We start from the raw sequence: 19,528 nt of genomic DNA on the forward strand, positions 1-19,528 counted from the left end.
GGGTACGGGCACCGTCAGCGGGTTGCGACGAGTTCCGGTTCGCGGGGCGCGTCGGGTCCGTCGGCCGGGGGCTTGTGGCTGAGCGCCCCGGGCCACCAGACCGTGCGTCCCAGGGCGACGCTCGCCGAGGTCACCAGGTAGGTGCGGACCAGGAAGGTGTCGAGCAGCACACCGACCGCGATGACGAAGCCGAGTTCGGCCAGCGCCACCATCGGCATGCTCATCAGCACCCCGAAGGTCGCCGCGAGCACCAGTCCGGCCGAGGCGATCACCGCTCCCGTGGTCCGCAGCGCGGTGAGCGCGGCCGCTGTCGGTTCGGCCCCGGACAACGCCTCCTCCCGCATGCGGTGCATCAGGAAGATGCCGTAGTCGACACCGAGTGCCACCAGGAAGACGAAGGAGAGCAGGGGCAGTCCCGGATCGGTGCCCTCGAATCCGAGGACCGGTTCGAAGACGAGTCCGGCGATGCCGAGGGAGGCCCCCAGACGGCGACGACCGCGGCGACGAGCATCAGCGGGGCGAGGAGGCTGCGCAGCAGGACGACGAGGATCAGCAGGACGGAGAGGACGACGAGCGGTACGACGACCTTCAGGTCACGGGCGTTGGTCTGCTCCAGGTCCAGCTGCTGGGCGCTGGGTCCGCCGACGTGGCTGCCGGGCAGGGAGCGCAGGGCCTCGATGGTGGCCCGCTCCCCGGCCGACTCGGGCCGGTGCTGGGGGACGACGGAGATCTCGGTCCAGCCGCCGCCGCTGCGGCCGCGTTCGACGGAGACGACCCCTTCGGTGCCGCGGACCTCGGCGAGAGCCGCGTCCGCCCGGCCGGTGGGCGCGATGACGGTGATCGGCTGGGTCCCGCTGTCGGGGTAGGCGCTGCCGAGCGTCTCCATGGCACTGATCGAGTCCGGCGTGCTGGTGAAGAAGTCCTGCTGCTTGAGGTCACCGGGCAGGGCGAAGGCGCCGAGGGACAGCGCGCCCAGCAGGACACCGCCGGAGAGGAGCACGGCGACGGGCCTGCGCCCGGCGGAGCTGCCCATCGCGGCGAACAGCGAACGGCGCTGCTTCGGCACGCTCCCGTACGCGGGACGATCGGCCAGAAGACGTGGCGGCCGAGCAGCACCAGGACGGCGGGCAGCAGGGTCATCATGGCGAAGAGGGCGCACAGCACGCCGACGGCCGCGATGGGCCCCATGCCCCGGCTGCTGTTGAGGTTGGCGGCGAGCAGGCACAGCAGCCCCGCGGCGACGGTCCCGGACGAGGCGACGACGGCGGGCCCGCAGCCGCGCAGGGCGGCGGCCATGGCGTCGTAGGGCTGGGTGAAGCGGCTCAGTTCCTCGCGGTAGCGGGCGACGACCAGCAGCGCGTAGTCGGTTCCCGCGCCGAAGACGAGGATGGTCATCACCCCGGCGCTCTGGCCGCTGATCGTGATGTCGAACCCCTGGTTGAGTCCGTACGCCACGGCCATCGACAGGAAGTCGGCCATTCCGGCGACGACGAGGGGCACCAGCCAGAGGAACGGGCTGCGGTAGATCAGGATCAGCAGGATCGCGACGACGGCGACGGTCGTGTAGAGCAGCGGCCCGCCGAGCGAACCGTAGACCTCCAGGGCGTCGACGTTGAGCGCACCGGGACCGCCGACCTCCACCCTCAGCCCGTCGCCGCCCTTCGCGGTCTCGCGGATCTCACCGACGAACACCGCTCTGACGTCCTCGTCCTGCCCGGGCTCGGTCGAGGAGATCGCGTACATCAGCGTCGTGCCGTCCTGGGACGGCACGCCCCGGGGTACGGCGCTCAGCTCGTGCGCACCGGCGATCGAAGCGGTCTGCTCGTCGGCCTCGGCCCGGTCGGCGGGGGTCAGCCCGCTGTCGCGGTGGTAGACGAGGACGAGGTCGGTGGACTCGCCGCCGGGCAGCGTGTCCTGGATCTTCGCCACCTGCGTGGAGTCGGCGTCGGCCGGCAGATAGTCGACGGCGCGGTCACGCTGCACGTCCCCGAGCTTGCCCGCGAACGGCGCGGCGACCGCGATCAGGGCCACCCAGAACGCGACGACCAGCCACGGCAGCGCCCGCCGCACCCCCGGCCGCATCCGCGTCCCGCTCATTTCCGTACTGGCCCCCATGACGCGGGCCCCCCTCCTGGTCGGTGTCCGGCTCACACCCAGACTCCCGGCAGGAAGGGACCGGCTCGTCACACGAGGGACCGACTTCAGGACTACTGCCCGAGGCGTCAGGCCCGCCCGACTACTCCCGGGGGAGTACGGCGGCTCCTAGGAGGGCGTGCGCGCTGCGGCGGCCAGCAACCGGGCCGTGTCCTCGGCGCGCAGGGACAGCGCGCTGCCCACCGTGGACAGCACCTCGCGCTCCGCCGGGCTGTACGGGCCGTCCGCGAGGGCGATCCGGGCGCCCTGGAGCAGTACCGACTCCCGCCCGGCGGCGGCCAGGTGAGGGGCGAGCGGTTTCAGCACCTCGTGCAGCTCGATGGCCAGGGTCGCCCCGCACGCCTCGGCCGCGGGGTCGGAGCCGGGTCCGTGCCCGGTGTCGGCGGCGAGCACCTCGACGATGATGGAGAGCTGCTCCTGCGTGCAGTCCTGCAGCCCGGCGTCGCGCACGGTGGCGACGGCGGTCTCCAGGACCGTACGGGAGCCCGTGCCGCCCGCCGCGAGGACGCCCAGGGTGACGGTGTGCACGGCGTCCCTGAGCATCGCGGAGAACCGGGTGGTGGTGGGGTGGCCGAGGACTTCGGTCGGGAAGTGGTCCCGGCAGACGGCGCATTCGACGACGGTGCCCGCGCGGCCGCGCCGCAGCAGAGGCACCCCGAGGACGGTGAAGCGGCGGCGCCCGTCGAGGCGCCGGTAGTTGCGGTCGCCCCCGCAGCCCGGGCAGAAGAACTCCCCGTCACCGACGGTGTCCCAGACGGTGCGGATGCCGTAGATGCGCAGTCTTATGGCGCGTTGTCCTTTGGCTGACCGCACGTCGCACACCTCCGTAACGCTCCGGCAACATTGCCGCGTGGGACGTGATGTTAACCACACCTTCGAGGCGGCGTCAGCACTCCGGATGTCACAACCCGCGGAGATGGCCGAACCCCGCCCACCCTGCTCGGGCGGACGGGGTGCTGGAGCCGGACGGTAACGCGGCTTATCGCACGTTCGTCCGCAAGGGAGCCGGACGGCGGCGGAGCGTCATCGCGTCGCGCGGTTGACCGCGGAGACGACCGCCTTGAGCGAGGCACGGGTGGTGTTGGCGTCGATCCCGATGCCCCAGAGCACCTTGCCGTCGATCGCGCACTCGATGTACGAGGCCGCCTGGGCGCTCGCGCCCTCGCTCATGGTGTGCTCGGTGTAGTCGAGCAGACGGGCGTCGATGCCGATGGCCTGCAGCGCTTCGAAGAAGGCGGAGATCGGGCCGTTGCCGGTACCCGTCAGCACGGTGTCCGTGCCGTCCACGGTCGCCTCGACGGTGAGGGTGTCCCGGCCGTCGGTGTCGGTCGTGCTCTGCCCGGAGCGGAGCTGTACGCGCCCCCAGGCGTTCTCCGGGTTGGGCAGGTACTCGTCCTGGAACGTGGACCAGATCTGGGCCGGCGTGACCTCGCCGCCCTCGGCGTCGGTCTTGGCCTGAATGATCCGGGAGAACTCGATCTGCATCCGGCGCGGCAGGTCCAGCTTGTGGTCGTTCTTCAGGACGTACGCGATGCCGCCCTTGCCGGACTGCGAGTTGACCCGGATGACCGCCTCGTACGAGCGGCCGACGTCCTTGGGGTCGATCGGCAGGTACGGCACGGCCCATTCCAGGTCGTCGACGGTCACACCCTCGCCCCGTGCGGCCGCGTCGGCCTCCATGGCGTCGAAGCCCTTCTTGATGGCGTCCTGGTGGGAGCCGGAGAAGGCGGTGTAGACCAGGTCGCCCGCGTACGGGTGGCGGGGGTGGATCTCCATCTGGTTGCAGTACTCGGACGTACGGCGGATCTCGTCGATCTGCGAGAAGTCGATCTCCGGGTCGACGCCCTGCGAGAACAGGTTCATGCCCAGCGTGACCAGGTCGACGTTGCCGGTGCGCTCACCCTGTCCGAACAGGCAGCCCTCGATCCGGTCCGCGCCCGCCATGATCGCCAGTTCGGCGGCGGCGACGGCGGTACCGCGGTCGTTGTGCGGGTGGACCGAGAGGCAGACGTGCTCCCGCCGGGTCAGGTGGCGTGACATCCACTCGAAGCGGTCCGCGTGCGTGGACGGCGTCGAGCGCTCCACGGTCGCGGGCAGGTTCAGGATGATCTCCCGGCCCGCCTCCGGCTGCCAGACGTCGCAGACCGCCTCGCAGACCTCCAGGGCGAAGTCCAGCTCGGTGTCGGTGAAGATCTCCGGGCTGTACTGGTAGCCGAAGACCGTCTCCGGGCCGAGGATCTTCTCGGCGTACTCCATCACCAGCCGGGTGCCGTCCACGGCGATCTGCTTGATGTCGGCCTTGGAACCGCGGAAGACCACCCGGCGGAACGTCGGCGCCGTGGCGTTGTACAGGTGCACGGTGGCCCGGTGGGCGCCGTGCAGGGACTCCACGGTGCGCTCGATCAGGTCCTCGCGGGCCTGCGTCAGGACGGAGATCGTCACGTCCTCGGGGATCGCGCCCTCTTCGATGATGGAACGCACGAAGTTGAAGTCGGTGTCACCGGAGGACGGGAAACCGACCTCGATCTCCTTGTAGCCCATGCGTACGAGCAGATCGAACATCTCGCGCTTGCGGGCCGGGGACATCGGGTCGATCAGGGCCTGGTTGCCGTCCCGCAGATCGGTGGACAGCCAGCGGGGCGCCCGGGTGATCCGCTGCTCGGGCCACGTGCGGTCGGGGATGTCCACGGCCTCGTACCCGCCGTACTTGTGGACGGGCATCCCGGAGGGCTTCTGGAGCCGCGTGGCGTTGGTGACGGGGGTGGGGCGGCCGACGGTGGGCTCGACGGGCTTCGCTGCGGTCATGGCTCAAGGCTCCTGGGGGTCCGGCGTGGGAACGGCCGACTGTGTCGCTGCAACACCGGACTCCGCGGGGAGGGGGTCGGCCTACAACTACAGACCCTCGCCGCGGCAGCTAAGAAGGAGCAGCCAGAAACGCATGATGCGGCGAGACTACCCGAGAGGCGCCCGGGACGCCGGTGTCGTATCAGTATGCGGGACCACGCCATCGGTAACGGGTGAACGGTGACTCATCACTCCATTTCGTCAATCATCGTCGCAATCAGCGACAAGAGCGTCACACGGTGCCACTGTTCTCCGCATGCAGCCTCGACTCAGCAACGGGCCTGGCCCCGTCCTGTGCACCATCGTGCCGCCCCAGATCCTCGACAGGCTCTCGCAGTCGGACGACCCCCTCCTGTCAGGTCCGGCGCGCCGGACGCTGGAGGCGGACGGCGTCAGGCGCGCCCGCCGCCGGCTGACCGCCCTGGCCACCGTTCCCGCCTTCCGGACCGCCTCGGGAACTCCCCCCACCACACCGCACCGCACCCTGTACGACTGCCGTCACGGCACCGACCTGCCGGGGCACAAGGTGCGCGGCGAGGGCGAGGACCCCACCCAGGACGCGAGCGTCAACCGTGCGTACGCGGGACTGGGCGCCACCTTCGACCTGCTGCACACCGAGTACGGCCGCAGTTCCATCGACGGCAACGGGCTGCCCCTGACCGGCTCCGTGCACTACGGCGAGAAGTACAACAACGCCTTCTTCGACGGCGAGCAGATGGTGTTCGGCGACGGGGACGGGGAGATCTTCCTCGACTTCACCCTCGCCGTCGACGTGATCGCCCACGAACTGGCGCACGGGCTGACGCAGTACACGGCCAACCTGGTCTACGAGGGCCAGTCCGGTGCGCTCAACGAGTCCGTGTCGGACGTCTTCGGCGCGCTGGTGAAGCAGTACTCGCTCTGCCAGAACGCGCGGGAGGCCGACTGGCTGATCGGCGCGGGACTGCTCGCGCCCCGGGTGAGCGGGGTCGCCCTGCGCTCGATGAAGGCTCCCGGCACGGCGTACGACGACGACGTGCTGGGCAAGGACCCGCAGCCGGCGACGATGGACGACTACATCCAGACGGACGAGGACAACGGCGGGGTCCACCTCAACTCGGGCATCCCCAACCGCGCGTTCTACCTGCTGGCCACCGCTCTCGGCGGCAACGCGTGGGAGCGGGCGGGCCACATCTGGTACGACGTGCTGACCGGCGGTGAACTGGCGGCGGACGCGGAGTTCGCGGAGTTCGCCCGGCTGACGGTGGCAGCGGCGAAGACGCGGTTCGGCGCGGGCGACGAGGCGGAGGCGGTGGTCAAGGCGTGGTCGGAGGTAGGCGTCCCCACGACCTCCACCCCGGCCGCCCCGAGCCCGTCCGTGGACTGAGGACGCCTTCTTGAGCCCGCCCGGCGGTTGAGGGCACCATGGGAGACCGTCCGGCGTTCCAGGACGTCCGAGAACCCGCACCACCGACCCCAGGCAGGAACCCATGCGGATCGAGGTGAGCAGGACCGGCGGATTCGCCGGCATCGCGCTGCGCCGCGAGGTGGACACCCGCGGCCTGCCCGACGCGGCGGAATGGGAGGCCCTGGCCGAATCCGCGCTCACCGGCGCCGACGCCAGCGCACCCGGCGTCCCGGACGGCTTCCACTACCGGATCACGGTCGGCGACCGCACCGCCCGGTGCGCCGACCCCCAGCTGACCGAGGCCCAGCGCACGCTGATCTCACGCGTCCTCAAGGAGGGCGCGTGAGAGACGCGTACGCCGGGAGGCCACCCGCCTAGAAGCCCAGCTTCCGCAGCTGCTTCGGGTCCCGCTGCCAGTCCTTGGCGACCTTCACGTGCAGGTCGAGGTAGACCGGCGTACCCAGCAGCGCCTCGATGTGCTTGCGGGACTTCGTGCCGACCTCCTTGAGCCGCTTGCCCTGCGGGCCGATGATGATGCCCTTCTGGCTGGGCCGCTCGATGTACACGTTCGCGTGGATGTCCAGCAGCGGCCTGTCCGCGGGCCGGTCCTCGCGCGGCAGCATCTCCTCGACGACCACCGCGATCGAGTGCGGCAGCTCGTCCCGTACGCCTTCCAGCGCGGCCTCGCGGATCAGTTCCGCGACCATGACCATCTCGGGCTCGTCGGTGAGGTCGCCCTCCGGGTAGAGCGGCGGGCTCACCGGGAGCAGCGGGGCGATCAGGTCGGCCAGCAGCTCCACCTGGTCGCCCTTGACCGCGGAGACCGGGACGATCTCGGCCCACTCGAAGCCGAGCTCCTCGCCGAGGCGCGAGACGGCCAGCAGCTGCTCGGCGAGCGTCTTGGAGGCGACCAGGTCGGTCTTGGTGATGATCGCGATCTTCGGCGTCTTCTTGATACCCGCGAGTTCCTTGATGATGAACTTGTCGCCGGGGCCGAGCTTCTGGTCGGCGGGCAGGCAGAAGCCGATGACGTCGACCTCGGCCCAGGTGGTCCGCACGACGTCGTTCAGCCGCTCTCCGAGCAGCGTGCGCGGCTTGTGGAGGCCCGGGGTGTCGACCAGGATCAGCTGCGCGTCCTCGCGGTGCACGATGCCGCGCACCGTGTGCCGGGTGGTCTGGGGGCGGTTCGAGGTGATCGCCACCTTCTGACCGACCAGAGCGTTCGTGAGGGTGGACTTGCCCGCGTTGGGGCGGCCGACGAAGCAGGCGAAGCCGGCCCGGTGGGGGGCGTTGTTCTCAGGGGTACGAGCGCTCATGGCGCCCATTCTCCCCGATCGCGACGGCTGCGGCGTACAACGGGCCGCCGCGGACCTCGTCGCGGACGCCTGAGGAGACGTCCGGCAGCCAGGGGCGGGCCCGTGTCCACCCGGCCCGTACCCGTTTCGGCGGCCACCCGCGGGTCTGCGGGGAACGGCGAGGAAGGCCGTCGCGGGCCGGGCGGCGGACGGGAGTCAGCCCGCCGGGGTGGTGAGCCGCAGCGCGCCGTCGGGGCCCGCCAGCAGGACCGGGGTCCCCGGGCCGCCCAGGTCGCGTACCGCCGCACGGTCCGCTTCCGCGGCGGTGCCGGCCTCGGTGACCACGGCCGCGGCCTCCAGGGAGTTCGCGCCGCTCGCCACGGCCATCGCGACCGCGGTCCGCAGTGCGCTGAGCTTCAGCGAGGCGAGGTCGACGGTGCCCGCGACGTACGTACGCCCTGTCTCGTCACGGACAGCGGCGCCCTCGGGCACCCCGTTGCGCGCCCGGGCGGAACGGGCCAGCGTGATGAGTTTGCGGTCCTCGGCGGCGGGCCCGGGGCTCTGGGGGTCGGTGCTCTCGGTCATGGCCCGAGCATAGGCCAGGGCCATGACAGGGGACGGGCCGGTCAGGGACGGTCCAGGCGGAGCCGTTGCGCCCGTGGCAGGCCCGCCACGACCAGGTCGTAGGAGTCCTCGATCAGCTCGCGGAGCCTCGCGTCGGGAAGGTCCGGGACCGTCACGGTGTTCCAGTGGCGCTTGTTCATGTGCCATCCGGGGACGATCGCCGCGTGCTCCTCGCGGAGCCGGATCGCGTCGTCCGGGTCGCACTTCAGATTCACCGTCAGCGGGCGCGCGTCCAGCACACTGAGCGCGAACATCTTGCCGAGCACCTTGAAGACCGACGCCTCAGGGCCGAACGGGAACTCCTCCACGCTCGCGTTGAACCCCAGGCAGAACGCCCTCAACTCCTGCGGGGTCACCGGGCCTCGGCCCTCTCGGGTTCCGCGAGCACCGTGACGATCTTGTTCCGGCGGCCCGCCGGGGACTCGGCGGTCAGCCGGAGGCTTCGGCCGTCGGGCAGCTCCACCACGGAGGAGGCACCCGCGATCGGGACCCGGCCGAGCGCCTTGGCCAGGAGGCCGCCGACCGTCTCCACGTCCTCGTCGTCGTACTCGTCGAGGCCGAACAGCTCGCCGAGGTCACCGATGTCGAGCCTGGCCGTGACCCGGAAGCGGCCGTTCTCCAGCTCCTGGACCGGCGGCAGCTCCCGGTCGTACTCGTCGGTGATCTCGCCGACGATCTCCTCCAGGATGTCCTCGATGGTGACGATGCCCGCCGTGCCGCCGTACTCGTCGATGACGACCGCGACGTGGCTGCGGTCCTGCTGCATCTCGCGCAGCAGGTCTCCGGCGTTCTTCGTGTCCGGCACGAACGCGGCGGGCCGCATCGCCGTGGAGACCGGATCGGCCTCCGACTCGCGGTTGACGTGCGTCTTGCGGACCAGGTCCTTCAGGTACACGACGCCGACGACGTCGTCCTCGTTCTCGCCGGTCACCGGTATGCGCGAGAACCCCGAGCGCAGTGCGAGCGTGAGCGCCTGACGGATCGTCTTGTGCCGCTCTATGCAGACCAGGTCCGTACGCGGCACCATCACCTCGCGCACCAGCGTGTCACCGAGCTCGAAGACCGAGTGCACCATGCGGCGCTCGTCGTCCTCGATCAGCGACTCCTGCTCGGCCAGGTCGACCATCGCGCGCAGTTCGGCCTCACTGGCGAACGGTCCCTTGCGGAACCCCTTGCCCGGCGTCAGCGCGTTGCCCAGCAGGATCAGCAGTTGCGGGATCGGGCCCATGATCCTGGCCAGCGGCAGCAGCACGTACGCCGCCGCCGTCGCCGTGTTCAGCGGGTGCTGGCGTCCGATGGTGCGCGGGGAGACGCCGATGGCGACGTACGAGACGAGGACCATGACACCCATCGCCACGGCCAGCGCCTCCCAGGTCTCCGGGAACTCCCGCAGGCAGGCGTACGTGACGAGCACGCCGGCCGACATCTCGCAGGCCACCCGCACCAGCAGGGCGACGTTGAGGTAGCGGGTCGGGTCGGCCGCGACCTGCTCCAGTTTCGCGCTGCCGCGGCGCGCGGCGCGGACCGCCTCGGCGGCCCGGAAGCTCGACGTGCGGGCGATGCCGGCCTCGGCGCAGGCCGCGAGCCATCCGAGGACGACCAGCAGGACGGCGCCGGAGACCAGGGGCACGCTCACGAGACGGTGGGGGCCGGGGACGGACCCGCCATCCCGCGCTCACCGCGCCAGCCGTCCACGATCGCCGCCTGGAGGCCGAACATCTCGGCCTTCTCGTCCGGCTCCTCGTGGTCGTAGCCGAGGAGGTGCAGCACCCCGTGGACGGTGAGGAGCTGGAGCTCCTCGTCCATGGAGTGCCCCGTCTCGGCCTCCTCGCCCTGCCGCTTCGCGACCTCGGGGCACAGGACGATGTCACCGAGCAGCCCCTGCGGGGGCTCCTCGTCGTCCTTGACCGGCGGCCGCAGCTCGTCCATCGGGAAGGACATGACATCCGTCGGGCCGGGAAGGTCCATCCACTGCATGTGGAGCTGCTCCATGGCGTCGCTGTCCACGACGATCACCGAGAGCTCGGAGAGCGCGTGGATGCGCATCCGTGCCAGTGCGTAGCGGGCGATGTCGAGGATCGCCTGCTCGTCGACCTCGGTTCCGGACTCGTTGTTGACGTCGATCGACATGGTGCGCTGTGACTACTTCCCGTTGGGGCGTTCTTGGCTGTCGTACTTCTCGTACGCGTCGACGATACGGCCGACCAGCTTGTGCCGGACGACGTCCTGGGAGGTGAGCCGGGAGAAGTGCACGTCCCGGACGCCTTCCAGGATGTCCTGGACCTGCCGCAGACCGCTCTTCGTGCCGCTCGGGAGGTCGACCTGGGTGACGTCACCCGTGACGACGATCTTCGATTCGAAGCCGAGCCGGGTCAGGAACATCTTCATCTGCTCGGCGCTGGTGTTCTGCGCCTCGTCGAGAATGATGAAGGCGTCGTTCAGCGTTCTCCCGCGCATGTACGCCAGGGGCGCCACCTCGATCGTGCCCGCCGCCATCAGGCGCGGGATCGAGTCGGGGTCGAGCATGTCGTGCAGTGCGTCGTAGAGCGGACGCAGGTACGGGTCGATCTTGTCGAAGAGCGTGCCGGGCAGGAAGCCGAGCCGCTCTCCCGCCTCGACGGCGGGCCGGGTCAGGATGATCCGGCTGACCTGCTTGGACTGGAGCGCCTGGACCGCCTTCGCCATGGCGAGATAGGTCTTGCCGGTGCCCGCGGGGCCGATGCCGAAGACGATCGTGTGCTTGTCGATCGCGTCGACGTACCGCTTCTGGTTGAGGGTCTTGGGGCGGATGGTGCGACCGCGGCTGGAAAGGATGTTCTGGGTGAGGACGTCGGCGGGGGTCTCGGAACCGTCCCCGTCGCCGTTGTCGCTCGCCCTGAGCATGGCGATCGAGCGTTCCACTGCGTCCTCCGTCATCGGCAGACCGGTGCGGAGCACCAGCACCATCTCGTCGAACAGTCGCTGGATCAGGATGACGTCCGGTGCGTCCCCGACAGCGCTGATTTGGTTGCCCCGGACATGGATGTCGACTGCCGGGAACGCCGTTTCGATCACGCGCAGCAGCGAGTCGCCCGATCCCAGGAGCATCACCATGGGGTGTGCGGCGGGAATCCTGATCTGGGCACGCGCCTGCGGCTGTGTGGGTGTCTGAGTCATGGGCCGGCCCTCGGGCCTGCGCATACCTCCCGTTGCAGGGTTCTCGCTGCTCGACAACCTCTGGAGCACCAAGCCTACGACTACCCACTGACAAGTCAGAAGGAATTTCGAGGTCCGTGTACCCCCGCGCTACTGCCGGAACCCGATCGTCGGCACGGCACGGCGCAGCGGCCAGGAACGGCTCGTGGCCGGCAGCAGCTCCTCCAGGAAGGCGTACCGCTCCAGGGCCGCCGGGTCCTGGCCCGCGTGGGTGCGCACCTGCTGCCACCAGGCGGCGATCTCCGCCCAGCCCGGCGCGGACAGTGAGCCGCCGAACTCCTGGACGGAGAGCGCGGCGGTCAGGCCGGCGAACGCCAGGCGGTCGGCGAGCGGCCAGCCGGCCAGGGTCCCGGTGACGAATCCGGCGACGAAGACGTCTCCCGCCCCGGTCGGGTCGAGTGCCTCCACCTCGATGGCGGGTACCTCAGCGCCCGCACCGGTCGTCCCGTCCACCGCGTAGGCGCCTTCCGCCCCGAGGGTGACCACGGCGAGCGGCACCCGTTCGGCGAGGGCGTGCGCCGCCGAGCGGGGGCAGTCGGTCCGGGTGTAGCGCATGGCCTCCTCGGCGTTGGGGAGGAAGGCCGCGCAGTGTTCCAGTCCGGGCAGGGCGTCCAGGTCCCAGCGTCCGGTCTCGTCCCAGCCGACGTCCGCGAAGATCTGGGCGCCGTTGCGTGCCGCCGTACCCACCCAGGGTTCGCTGCGGCCCGGGACGAGGGAGGCGACGGCGGCGCGGGCGCGCGGCGGGCAGTGCGGGAACGTCAGGCCGGGGACGGTGCCCGCCGCGGGGGCGGGGGCCTCGTGGCCGTGCGAGACCATGGTCCGTTCGCCCTCGTACGCCATGGAGACGGTGACGGGCGAGTGCCAGCCGGGCACGGTGTACGACATCGACAGGTCGATGCCCTCGCCCTGTTCGAGCGCGTCCCGGCAGTACTCCCCGTAGTGGTCGTCCCCGAAGGCCGCGGCCATCGAGGTGCGCAGGCCGAGCCGGGCGAGCGCGGTGGCCATGTTGGCGATGCCGCCGGGGCTCGATCCCATGCCTCGCGCCCAGGACTCCGTACCGCGCACGGGTGCGCTGTCCAGGCCGGTGAAGATGATGTCGAGGAAGACCGTACCGGTCAGGAAGACGTCGCATGCCGGGTCCTGCGGGACCCGCAGGCCGACGAGCGGATCGATGCCTGGGCTGCCTGTGCTCACCGCGCGCTCCCGGTCGTACGAGATCGGAACAGTCGAGATCCGGCCAGTCTGCCCGATCCGCAGGGGCATCCGGTGAGCGCACCCCGCGGACACGCGCCCTGGCCCGCGCGAACACCCGCTGCCACCGACCTCCCAGACCGCGCGCTCAGTCGAACACGTACGCCTCGACCTCGGAGAGGTAGCGCTCCCTGCGCTCCTCGTCGTGGTCGAGGAAGGCCGCGTCGAAGGAGTTGCGGGCCAGGGTGCGCAGGTGCTCGTGGTCCAGGCCGAGCGCCTCGTGGACCGCGTGGAAGGTGTCTCCGACGTATCCGCCGAAGTAGGCCGGGTCGTCGGAGTTCACCGTGCAGAGCAGCCCGGCGTCCATCATGGCCCGCAGGGGGTGCTCCTCCAGGATGTCGATGGCGCGCAGCCGTACGTTGGACAGCGGGCAGAGCGTGAGCGGTACGCGGTCGGCTGCCAGCCTCTTCACCAGTTCCGGGTCCTCCATGCAGCGCAGCCCGTGATCGATGCGCTCGGCCCCGAGGACGTCGAGGGCCTCGGTGATGTAGGCGGGCGGGCCCTCCTCGCCCGCGTGGGCGACCTTGCGCAGTCCGAGGGCGCCGGCCGCCTCGTACGCCTCGCGGAACTTCGCCGGCGGGTGGCCGAGCTCGGCGGAGTCGAGGCCGACTCCGCTGATCCGGTGCAGATACGGCTTCGCCGCCTCCAGGGTCTCCAGTGCCGACTCGGCCGACAGGTCGCGCAGGAAGCACATGATCAGCTGGGTGGAGACGCCGTGGGTCTCCTCGGACCGGTCCAGTGCCCGGCCGAGTCCTTCGACGACGGTGCCGATCGGGATGCCCCGGGCGGTGTGCGCCTGCGGGTCGAAGAAGATCTCCGCGTGCCGGACGCCCTGGGCCGCGGCGCGGGTGAGGTAGGCGTTGGCGAGGTCCTCGAAGTCCTCCTCGGTGCGCAACACGGCCATCAGCGCGTAGTAGAGGTCGAGGAAGGTCTGGAGGTCGTCGAAGAGGTAGGCGGTGCGCAGCTCTTCGGTGTCGGCGAAGGGCAGCGTCACCCCGTTGCGTCCGGCGAGTGCGAAGGCCAGCTCGGGTTCGAGGGTGCCTTCGATGTGGAGGTGGAGTTCTGCCTTGGGGATGTGCACGGTGTCTCGCTCACGAACGGTGGTACTGAGGGGATTTCAGAGGTGCCTGGTGGGCACGGGGACCCGCATGAGGTCCTGGGCGACGGTCAGTGCGCCCGTGAAACCGGCGGCTCTGGCCTGGGTCTCGAAGAGGCCGGGATCGTCGTACCGCTGCGAGAAGTGGGTCAGCACCAGGTGCCGTACGCCCGCTTCCGCCGCCACCCGGGCGGCCTGCCCGGCGGTCAGGTGGCCGTGGTCGGTGGCGAGCCGTTCGTCCTCGTCGAGGAAGGTCGACTCGATGACGAGCAGGTCGCAGCCCTCGGCGAGCGCGTACACGCCGTCGCACAGTCTGGTGTCCATGACGAACGCGAACCGCTGTCCACGTCGGCGTTCGGACACGGCGTCGAGCGGGACCCCGCCGAGGGAGCCCTCGCGCTGGATGCGGCCGACGTCCGGGCCCCTGATGCCGTGTTCGGCGAGCTTCCCGGGAAGCATGCGCCGCCCGTCCGGCTCGGTCAGCCGGTAGCCGTAGGAGTCGACGGGGTGGGAGAGCCGGTGGCTGTCCAGGGTGTAGGCGTCGGTGGTGGCGATCGGGCCGTCGGCGGCGACGGGGGCTTCGGTCAGCCGTACGGTCTCGCGGTAGGCGGTGGCGTACCGCAGCCGCTCGAAGAAGTGCTGTCCGCTCGCCGGGTAGTGCGCGGTGACGGGGTGCGGGACCTGGTCGAGGTTGATGCGCTGGATCACCCCGGCCAGTCCCAGCGAGTGGTCCCCGTGGAAGTGCGTGACGCAGATCCGGTCGATGTCGTGCGCGGCGACGCCGGCCCGCAGCATCTGGCGCTGGGTGCCCTCGCCGGGATCGAAGAGGATGCCCCCGCCGTCCCACCGCAGCAGATAGCCGTTGTGGTTGCGGTGCCGGGTGGGGACCTGGCTGGCGGTGCCGAGGACGACCAGTTCGCGTACGGACATCAGTGGGGGCCGTCCGCTATCCGGGGGGCCACTGGAGCCCGCGTCCGCCGAGGACGTGGGCGTGCGCGTGGAAGACGGTCTGTCCCGCGCCGGACCCCGTGTTCAGGACGATGCGGTAGCCGCTCCCGGTGACCTTCTCGTCGGCGGCGACGAGACCGGCCTCGCGCAGCACGTCGGCCGCGGTCTCCGGCTCGGCTGCGGCGAGCGAGGCGGCGTCCGGGTAGTGGGCCTTCGGGATGACCAGGACGTGCGTCGGCGCCTGCGGGTTGATGTCGCGGAAGGCGACGGTCGTGGCGCTCTCGCGGACGATGGTCGCCGGGATGTCTCCTGAGACGATCTTGCAGAACAGGCAGTCGGGCTGCGGCTCTCCCGCCATGGCACGGCCTCCTCGGTCGCTGGTGGTCGGATCGCTGGTGATCAGTACGTGGGCATGGTATCCGGGACGGTCCCGCGGAACCGGCGAAGTCCTCCGCCCACCGGCCCGCCGACTGAACCCCCTACCCCCAGCGGCCCGTGCGCCCCAGCAGGAGGGCAGCCGCGGCCGTCCCCGCCGTGGAGGTGCGCAGCACGCTGTGCCCGAGCCGGTACGGACGGGCGCCGGCCTGCGCGAAGGCCGCGAGTTCGTCCGGGGAGACGCCGCCCTCCGGGCCGACGACCAGCACGATCTCCCCACCGGCGGGCAGTACGGCGGTGGCGAGCGGCTCGCTGTCGTGCGCCCGGTCCTCGTGCAGGACGCCCGCGAAGTCGGTGGCGGCCAGCAGGACGGCCACCTGCTTCGTCGTCATCGCCTCGGTCACCTCGGGGAAGCGCACCCGGCGGGACTGCTTCCCCGCCTCGCGGGCCGTACCCCGCCACTTGGCCAGCGACTTGAGGCCGCGCTCCCCCTTCCACTGGGTGATGCAGCGCGAAGCCTGCCACGGCACGATCGCGTCGACGCCCGTCTCCGTCATGGTCTCGACGGCGACCTCCCCGCGGTCGCCCTTGGGGAGGGCCTGGACGACGGTGATACGGGGGCTGGGCAGCGCTTCCTCGCGCACCGGCTCCACGCCGGTGACCAGCAGCCGGTCCTTGCCCTCGGCGGCTCGCACGACCCCTTGCGCCCAGCGGCCCCGCCCGTCGGTCAGGACGACGTCCTCACCCGCGTGCAGCCGCTTCACGGAGACGGCGTGCCGTCCCTCGGGGCCGTCCAGGACGAACTCGGGCCCTGCGGGCAGCTGTTCGACGACGAAGACCGGTGCCGTCACTCGGCACTCCTCACACTCAGGGCCGCGCGGGCGGCCTCCAGTTCGGCGGCGAGCAGGTCGATCAGTTCCCCGGCGGGCAGCTCGCGTGCCATCCGGTGCCCCTGGCCCGCCCACAGGGCCATGCCCTGGGCGTCGCCGGCCTTCGCGGCGGCCCTGCGCAGAGGGCTCGTCAGCTGGTGCACCTCGGGGTAGGCGGCCGGGGCGTAGGGTCCGTGCTCGGTCACGAAGCGGTTGACGAGACCGCGGGCCGGGCGCCCGGAGAACGCCCGGGTCATCGCGGTCCGTACGAACAACGGGCTGGTCAGTGCCTGCTTGTGCAGCGGGTGCGCCCCCGACTCGGGGGTGGCCAGGAAGGCGGTGCCGAGCTGCGCCGCGTCGGCCCCCACCGCGAAGGCGGCGGCGATCTGGGAGCCGCGCATCAGCCCGCCCGACGCGATGAGCGGCAGTCGCACGCTCTCACGCACCTGGGCGAGGAGGGACAGCAGCCCGATGCCGGTGTCGTCGGCCCGCGGGTCGTCGCGGTGCGTGGACCGGTGGCCGCCGGCCTCCACCCCCTGGGCGCAGACGGCGGCGGCGCCCGCCCGCTGCGCGGCCCGCGCCTCCTCGGCGGATGTGACCGTCACCACGGTGTACGTGCCCGCCTGGGCGAAGGCTTCGAGCGTCTGGCGGGAAGGGCAGCCGAAGGTGAAGGAGACGACCGGGACCGGGTCCTCCAGGAGGATCGCGGTCTTGGCCTCGTAGCCGTCGTCCCCGCCGTGGTCCACCTCGCCGAGCGCAGTGCCGTACCAGAGGGCCTCACCGGCGAGCTGGTGCCGGTACACCTCGACGGCGCTGGGGTCGGCATGGCCGGTCCGCGGCATGAAGAGGTTGACGCCGAAGGGCCGGCCTGTCAGTCCGCGCACCTGCTTGATCTCGTTGTACATGCCGTCCGCGGTCTTGTACCCGGCGGCGAGGAAGCCGAGTCCGCCGGCTTCGGCGACAGCGCCGACGAGCTCGGGGCCCGACACTCCGCCCGCCATGGGGGCCTGCACGATCGGATACCGGCAGAGATCGGTCAACGCGGAGGACATGACCGCATCGTGCCACGTCCGCCGCACCGCGCCGAATCAGCCAGGGAGCGGCGCGGACGGTGTCCCGCCGCAGGCCGGACCAGACGCCGCACCGCCCGCCGGTACGAGACCGACGGGCGGTGCGGGGTATGGCCACAAGCGGTGCGGCGCGGACGGTCAGCGACCGTTGAACGCGTCCTTGAGCCGGGAGAACAGCCCTTGCTGTCCTGGCTGGAACTGCCCGGTGGGCCTTTCCTCCCCGCGGAGCTTCGCGAGCTCGCGCAGAACCCGCTCCTGCTCCGCGTCCAGCTTCGACGGGGTCATGACCTCGACGTGCACGATGAGGTCCCCTCGCCCGCCGCCCCGCAGGTGCGTGATGCCCCGGCCGTGCAGCGGGACCGACTGACCGGACTGGGTGCCCGGCCTGATGTCGACCTCCTCCATGCCGTCCAGGGTCTCCAGCGGCACCTGGGTGCCGAGGGCCGCCGCCGTCATCGGGATGGTGACCGTGCAGTGCAGGTCGTCGCCGCGCCGCTGGAACACGGCGTGCGCCAGCTCGTGGATCTCGACGTACAGGTCACCGGCCGGACCACCGCCGGGGCCGACCTCGCCCTCGCCCGCGAGCTGGATGCGGGTGCCGTTGTCGACACCTGCCGGGATCTTCACCGTGAGCGTGCGCCGCGAGCGGATACGGCCGTCCCCGGCGCATTCGGGGCAGGGGGTCGGCACGACCGTACCGAAGCCCTGGCACTGCGGGCAGGGCCGCGAGGTCATGACCTGGCCGAGGAAGGACCGGGTGACCTGCGAGACCTCACCACGGCCGCGGCACATGTCACAGGTCTGCGCGGAGGTGCCGGGGGCTGCGCCCTCGCCGCTGCACGTCGTACAGACGACCGCCGTGTCGACCTGGATGTCCTTGGTCGTGCCGAAGGCCGCCTCGGAGAGGTCGATCTCCAGCCGGATCATGGCGTCCTGGCCGCGCCGGGTCCGCGAGCGCGGCCCGCGCTGGGACGCCGTGCCGAAGAAGGCGTCCATGATGTCGGAGAAGTTGCCGAAGCCGCCCTGTCCGAATCCGCCCGCGCCACCGCCGCCCGAGGCGGACAGCGGGTCGCCGCCGAGGTCGTAGACCTGCTTCTTCTGCGGGTCCGACAGCACCTCGTAGGCGGCGTTGATCTCCTTGAACCGCTCCTGGGTCTTCGGGTCCGGGTTGACATCCGGGTGCAGCTCGCGGGCGAGCCTGCGGAATGCCTTCTTGATCTCGTCCTGAGATGCGTCGCGGCGCACGCCGAGTACGGCGTAGTAGTCCGTGGCCACTTACGACTCCGCCAGGATCTGTCCGACGTAACGTGCCACTGCGCGTACCGCTCCCATCGTTCCGGGGTAGTCCATGCGGGTCGGTCCGACCACGCCGAGTTTGGCGACTGCCTCGTCGCCCGAACCGTAGCCGACCGCGACCACGGACGTGGAGTTGAGGCCCTCGTGGGCGTTCTCGTGACCGATACGTACGGTCATGCCCGAGTCCTTGGCCTCGCCGAGCAGCTTCAGCAGCACGACCTGCTCCTCCAGTGCCTCCAGCACCGGCCGGATCATCACCGGGAAGTCGTGCCCGAAGCGGGTGAGGTTGGAGGTGCCGCCGATCATCAGCCGCTCCTCCGTCTCCTCCACCAGAGTTTCGAGGAGGATCGAGAGGACCGTGGACACGGTGCCCCTGTCCTCGCCCTCGAACGACTCCGGCAAGTCCTGCACCAGCTGCGGGACATCCGCGAAACGGCGCCCCACGACCCGGCTGTTGAGCCGCGCCCGCAGGTCCGCCAGAGATGTCTCGCCGAACGGCGCGGGGCAGTCGATCATACGCTGTTCGACCCGGCCGGTATCCGTGATCAGCACCAGCATCAGCCGGGCGGGGGCCAGCAGGAGCAGTTCCACGTGCCGCACCGTCGAACGGGTCAGCGAGGGGTACTGCACCACGGCGACCTGCCGGGTCAGCTGCGCGAGCAGCCGCACGGTGCGGCCCACGACGTCGTCGAGGTCGACCGCGCCGTCGAGGAAGTTCTGGATGGCCCGGCGCTCCGGCGACGACAGGGGCTTGACGCCCGCGAGCCGGTCGACGAAGAGCCGGTATCCCTTGTCCGTGGGGATACGCCCCGCGCTGGTGTGGGGCTGGGCGATGAAGCCCTCGTCCTCCAGCACCGCCATGTCGTTGCGGACCGTGGCCGGGGAGACCCCGAGGTTGTGCCGCTCGGTCAGCGCCTTGGAGCCGACCGGCTCCTCTGTGCCGACGTAGTCCTGGACGATGGCGCGCAGCACTTCGAGTCTGCGTTCGCTGAGCATCGCGCACACCTCCAGCTGTGAATCCCGGTCCGTCCTGGCACTCTGTGGGTTCGAGTGCCAGCATTCCCCACGGTCAGTGTACGGGGGCGCGGTGGCCCCCGGGCAAGGGCGACCGGCCGCGCCACCGC

The 19,528-nt window shown here is 71.0% G+C and carries 18 protein-coding genes and 1 pseudogene; 2 read left to right on the forward strand and 17 right to left on the reverse strand.

What is annotated here, in order from left to right; translation table 11 throughout:
• Nucleotides 1-14: 14 nt before the first annotated feature.
• The 3 genes and pseudogenes from Sfulv_RS08990 to leuA all read right to left on the reverse strand — a co-directional run bounded on the left by Sfulv_RS08990 (nucleotide 15) and on the right by leuA (nucleotide 4,959).
• Nucleotides 15-2,082 (reverse strand): annotated as a pseudogene (locus Sfulv_RS08990) (MMPL family transporter).
• Between the two features lie 180 nt (nucleotides 2,083-2,262).
• Nucleotides 2,263-2,967, reverse strand: a complete 705-nt coding sequence (locus Sfulv_RS08995) for a tellurite resistance TerB family protein (protein ID WP_173313201.1) — start codon at nucleotides 2,965-2,967, stop codon at nucleotides 2,263-2,265.
• A 210-nt stretch (nucleotides 2,968-3,177) separates the two neighbouring features.
• Complete coding sequence (gene leuA, locus Sfulv_RS09000) at nucleotides 3,178-4,959, reverse strand: 2-isopropylmalate synthase (protein ID WP_173313202.1); 1,782 nt, start codon at nucleotides 4,957-4,959, stop codon at nucleotides 3,178-3,180.
• A gap of 295 nt (nucleotides 4,960-5,254) precedes the next feature.
• Between leuA and Sfulv_RS09005 the strand changes: the two genes are divergently transcribed.
• Together Sfulv_RS09005 and Sfulv_RS09010 are read left to right on the forward strand one after the other, a co-directional pair.
• The gene (locus Sfulv_RS09005; RefSeq protein WP_173313203.1) at nucleotides 5,255-6,364 is read left to right on the forward strand and encodes a M4 family metallopeptidase; all 1,110 of its coding nucleotides are present in this window, start codon (nucleotides 5,255-5,257) and stop codon (nucleotides 6,362-6,364) included.
• Nucleotides 6,365-6,467: 103 nt separating this feature from the next.
• The gene (locus Sfulv_RS09010) at nucleotides 6,468-6,731 is read left to right on the forward strand and encodes a protealysin inhibitor emfourin (RefSeq protein ID WP_173313204.1); all 264 of its coding nucleotides are present in this window, start codon (nucleotides 6,468-6,470) and stop codon (nucleotides 6,729-6,731) included.
• A 28-nt stretch (nucleotides 6,732-6,759) separates the two neighbouring features.
• Here the strand turns inward: Sfulv_RS09010 and era are convergent, their stop codons facing one another.
• From era to hrcA, 14 genes are all read right to left on the reverse strand, one after another.
• Complete coding sequence (gene era, locus Sfulv_RS09015; RefSeq protein ID WP_371874651.1) at nucleotides 6,760-7,710, reverse strand: GTPase Era; 951 nt, start codon at nucleotides 7,708-7,710, stop codon at nucleotides 6,760-6,762.
• 186 nt (nucleotides 7,711-7,896) lie between these two features.
• Nucleotides 7,897-8,265 carry a cytidine deaminase-like protein gene (locus Sfulv_RS09020; RefSeq protein WP_173313206.1) on the reverse strand — a complete coding sequence of 123 codons (369 nt, stop codon included), beginning with the start codon at nucleotides 8,263-8,265 and terminating at the stop codon, nucleotides 7,897-7,899.
• A gap of 41 nt (nucleotides 8,266-8,306) precedes the next feature.
• Nucleotides 8,307-8,660, reverse strand: coding sequence for an MmcQ/YjbR family DNA-binding protein (locus Sfulv_RS09025; RefSeq protein WP_173313207.1), 354 nt, complete (start codon nucleotides 8,658-8,660; stop codon nucleotides 8,307-8,309).
• Nucleotides 8,657-9,940 (reverse strand): hemolysin family protein, encoded by a 1,284-nt coding sequence (locus Sfulv_RS09030; RefSeq protein WP_173313208.1) that lies wholly within the window; start codon nucleotides 9,938-9,940, stop codon nucleotides 8,657-8,659. The genes Sfulv_RS09025 and Sfulv_RS09030 overlap by 4 nt, the downstream gene beginning before the upstream one ends.
• The gene (gene ybeY / locus Sfulv_RS09035; protein ID WP_173313209.1) at nucleotides 9,937-10,434 is read right to left on the reverse strand and encodes an rRNA maturation RNase YbeY; all 498 of its coding nucleotides are present in this window, start codon (nucleotides 10,432-10,434) and stop codon (nucleotides 9,937-9,939) included. The genes Sfulv_RS09030 and ybeY overlap by 4 nt, the downstream gene beginning before the upstream one ends.
• Nucleotides 10,435-10,446: 12 nt before the next feature.
• A complete protein-coding gene (locus Sfulv_RS09040; RefSeq protein WP_173313210.1) occupies nucleotides 10,447-11,460 on the reverse strand; it encodes a PhoH family protein in 1,014 nt (337 codons plus the stop codon).
• Between the two features lie 129 nt (nucleotides 11,461-11,589).
• Nucleotides 11,590-12,693: a carbohydrate kinase family protein gene (locus Sfulv_RS09045; protein ID WP_173313211.1), complete on the reverse strand. Its 1,104-nt coding sequence runs from the start codon at nucleotides 12,691-12,693 to the stop codon at nucleotides 11,590-11,592.
• Nucleotides 12,694-12,838: 145 nt separating this feature from the next.
• Nucleotides 12,839-13,831, reverse strand: a complete 993-nt coding sequence (locus Sfulv_RS09050; RefSeq protein WP_173313212.1) for an adenosine deaminase — start codon at nucleotides 13,829-13,831, stop codon at nucleotides 12,839-12,841.
• 36 nt (nucleotides 13,832-13,867) lie between these two features.
• Nucleotides 13,868-14,776, reverse strand: a complete 909-nt coding sequence (locus tag Sfulv_RS09055; RefSeq protein ID WP_173313213.1) for a ribonuclease Z — start codon at nucleotides 14,774-14,776, stop codon at nucleotides 13,868-13,870.
• 16 nt (nucleotides 14,777-14,792) lie between these two features.
• Complete coding sequence (locus tag Sfulv_RS09060) at nucleotides 14,793-15,152, reverse strand: histidine triad nucleotide-binding protein (RefSeq protein ID WP_173313214.1); 360 nt, start codon at nucleotides 15,150-15,152, stop codon at nucleotides 14,793-14,795.
• A gap of 121 nt (nucleotides 15,153-15,273) precedes the next feature.
• Nucleotides 15,274-16,020 carry a 16S rRNA (uracil(1498)-N(3))-methyltransferase gene (locus tag Sfulv_RS09065; protein WP_173313215.1) on the reverse strand — a complete coding sequence of 249 codons (747 nt, stop codon included), beginning with the start codon at nucleotides 16,018-16,020 and terminating at the stop codon, nucleotides 15,274-15,276.
• Nucleotides 16,017-17,090, reverse strand: coding sequence for a nitronate monooxygenase (locus Sfulv_RS09070; RefSeq protein ID WP_173313216.1), 1,074 nt, complete (start codon nucleotides 17,088-17,090; stop codon nucleotides 16,017-16,019). The genes Sfulv_RS09065 and Sfulv_RS09070 overlap by 4 nt, the downstream gene beginning before the upstream one ends.
• 156 nt (nucleotides 17,091-17,246) lie before the next feature.
• Complete coding sequence (dnaJ, locus tag Sfulv_RS09075; protein WP_173313217.1) at nucleotides 17,247-18,383, reverse strand: molecular chaperone DnaJ; 1,137 nt, start codon at nucleotides 18,381-18,383, stop codon at nucleotides 17,247-17,249.
• Nucleotides 18,384-19,400: a heat-inducible transcriptional repressor HrcA gene (gene hrcA, locus Sfulv_RS09080; protein ID WP_173313218.1), complete on the reverse strand. Its 1,017-nt coding sequence runs from the start codon at nucleotides 19,398-19,400 to the stop codon at nucleotides 18,384-18,386.
• Nucleotides 19,401-19,528 lie beyond the last annotated feature (128 nt).

Origin of the sequence: Streptomyces fulvorobeus (assembly GCF_013167895.1) — a bacterium.
Taxonomy (GTDB): Bacteria; Actinomycetota; Actinomycetes; order Streptomycetales; family Streptomycetaceae; genus Streptomyces; species Streptomyces fulvorobeus.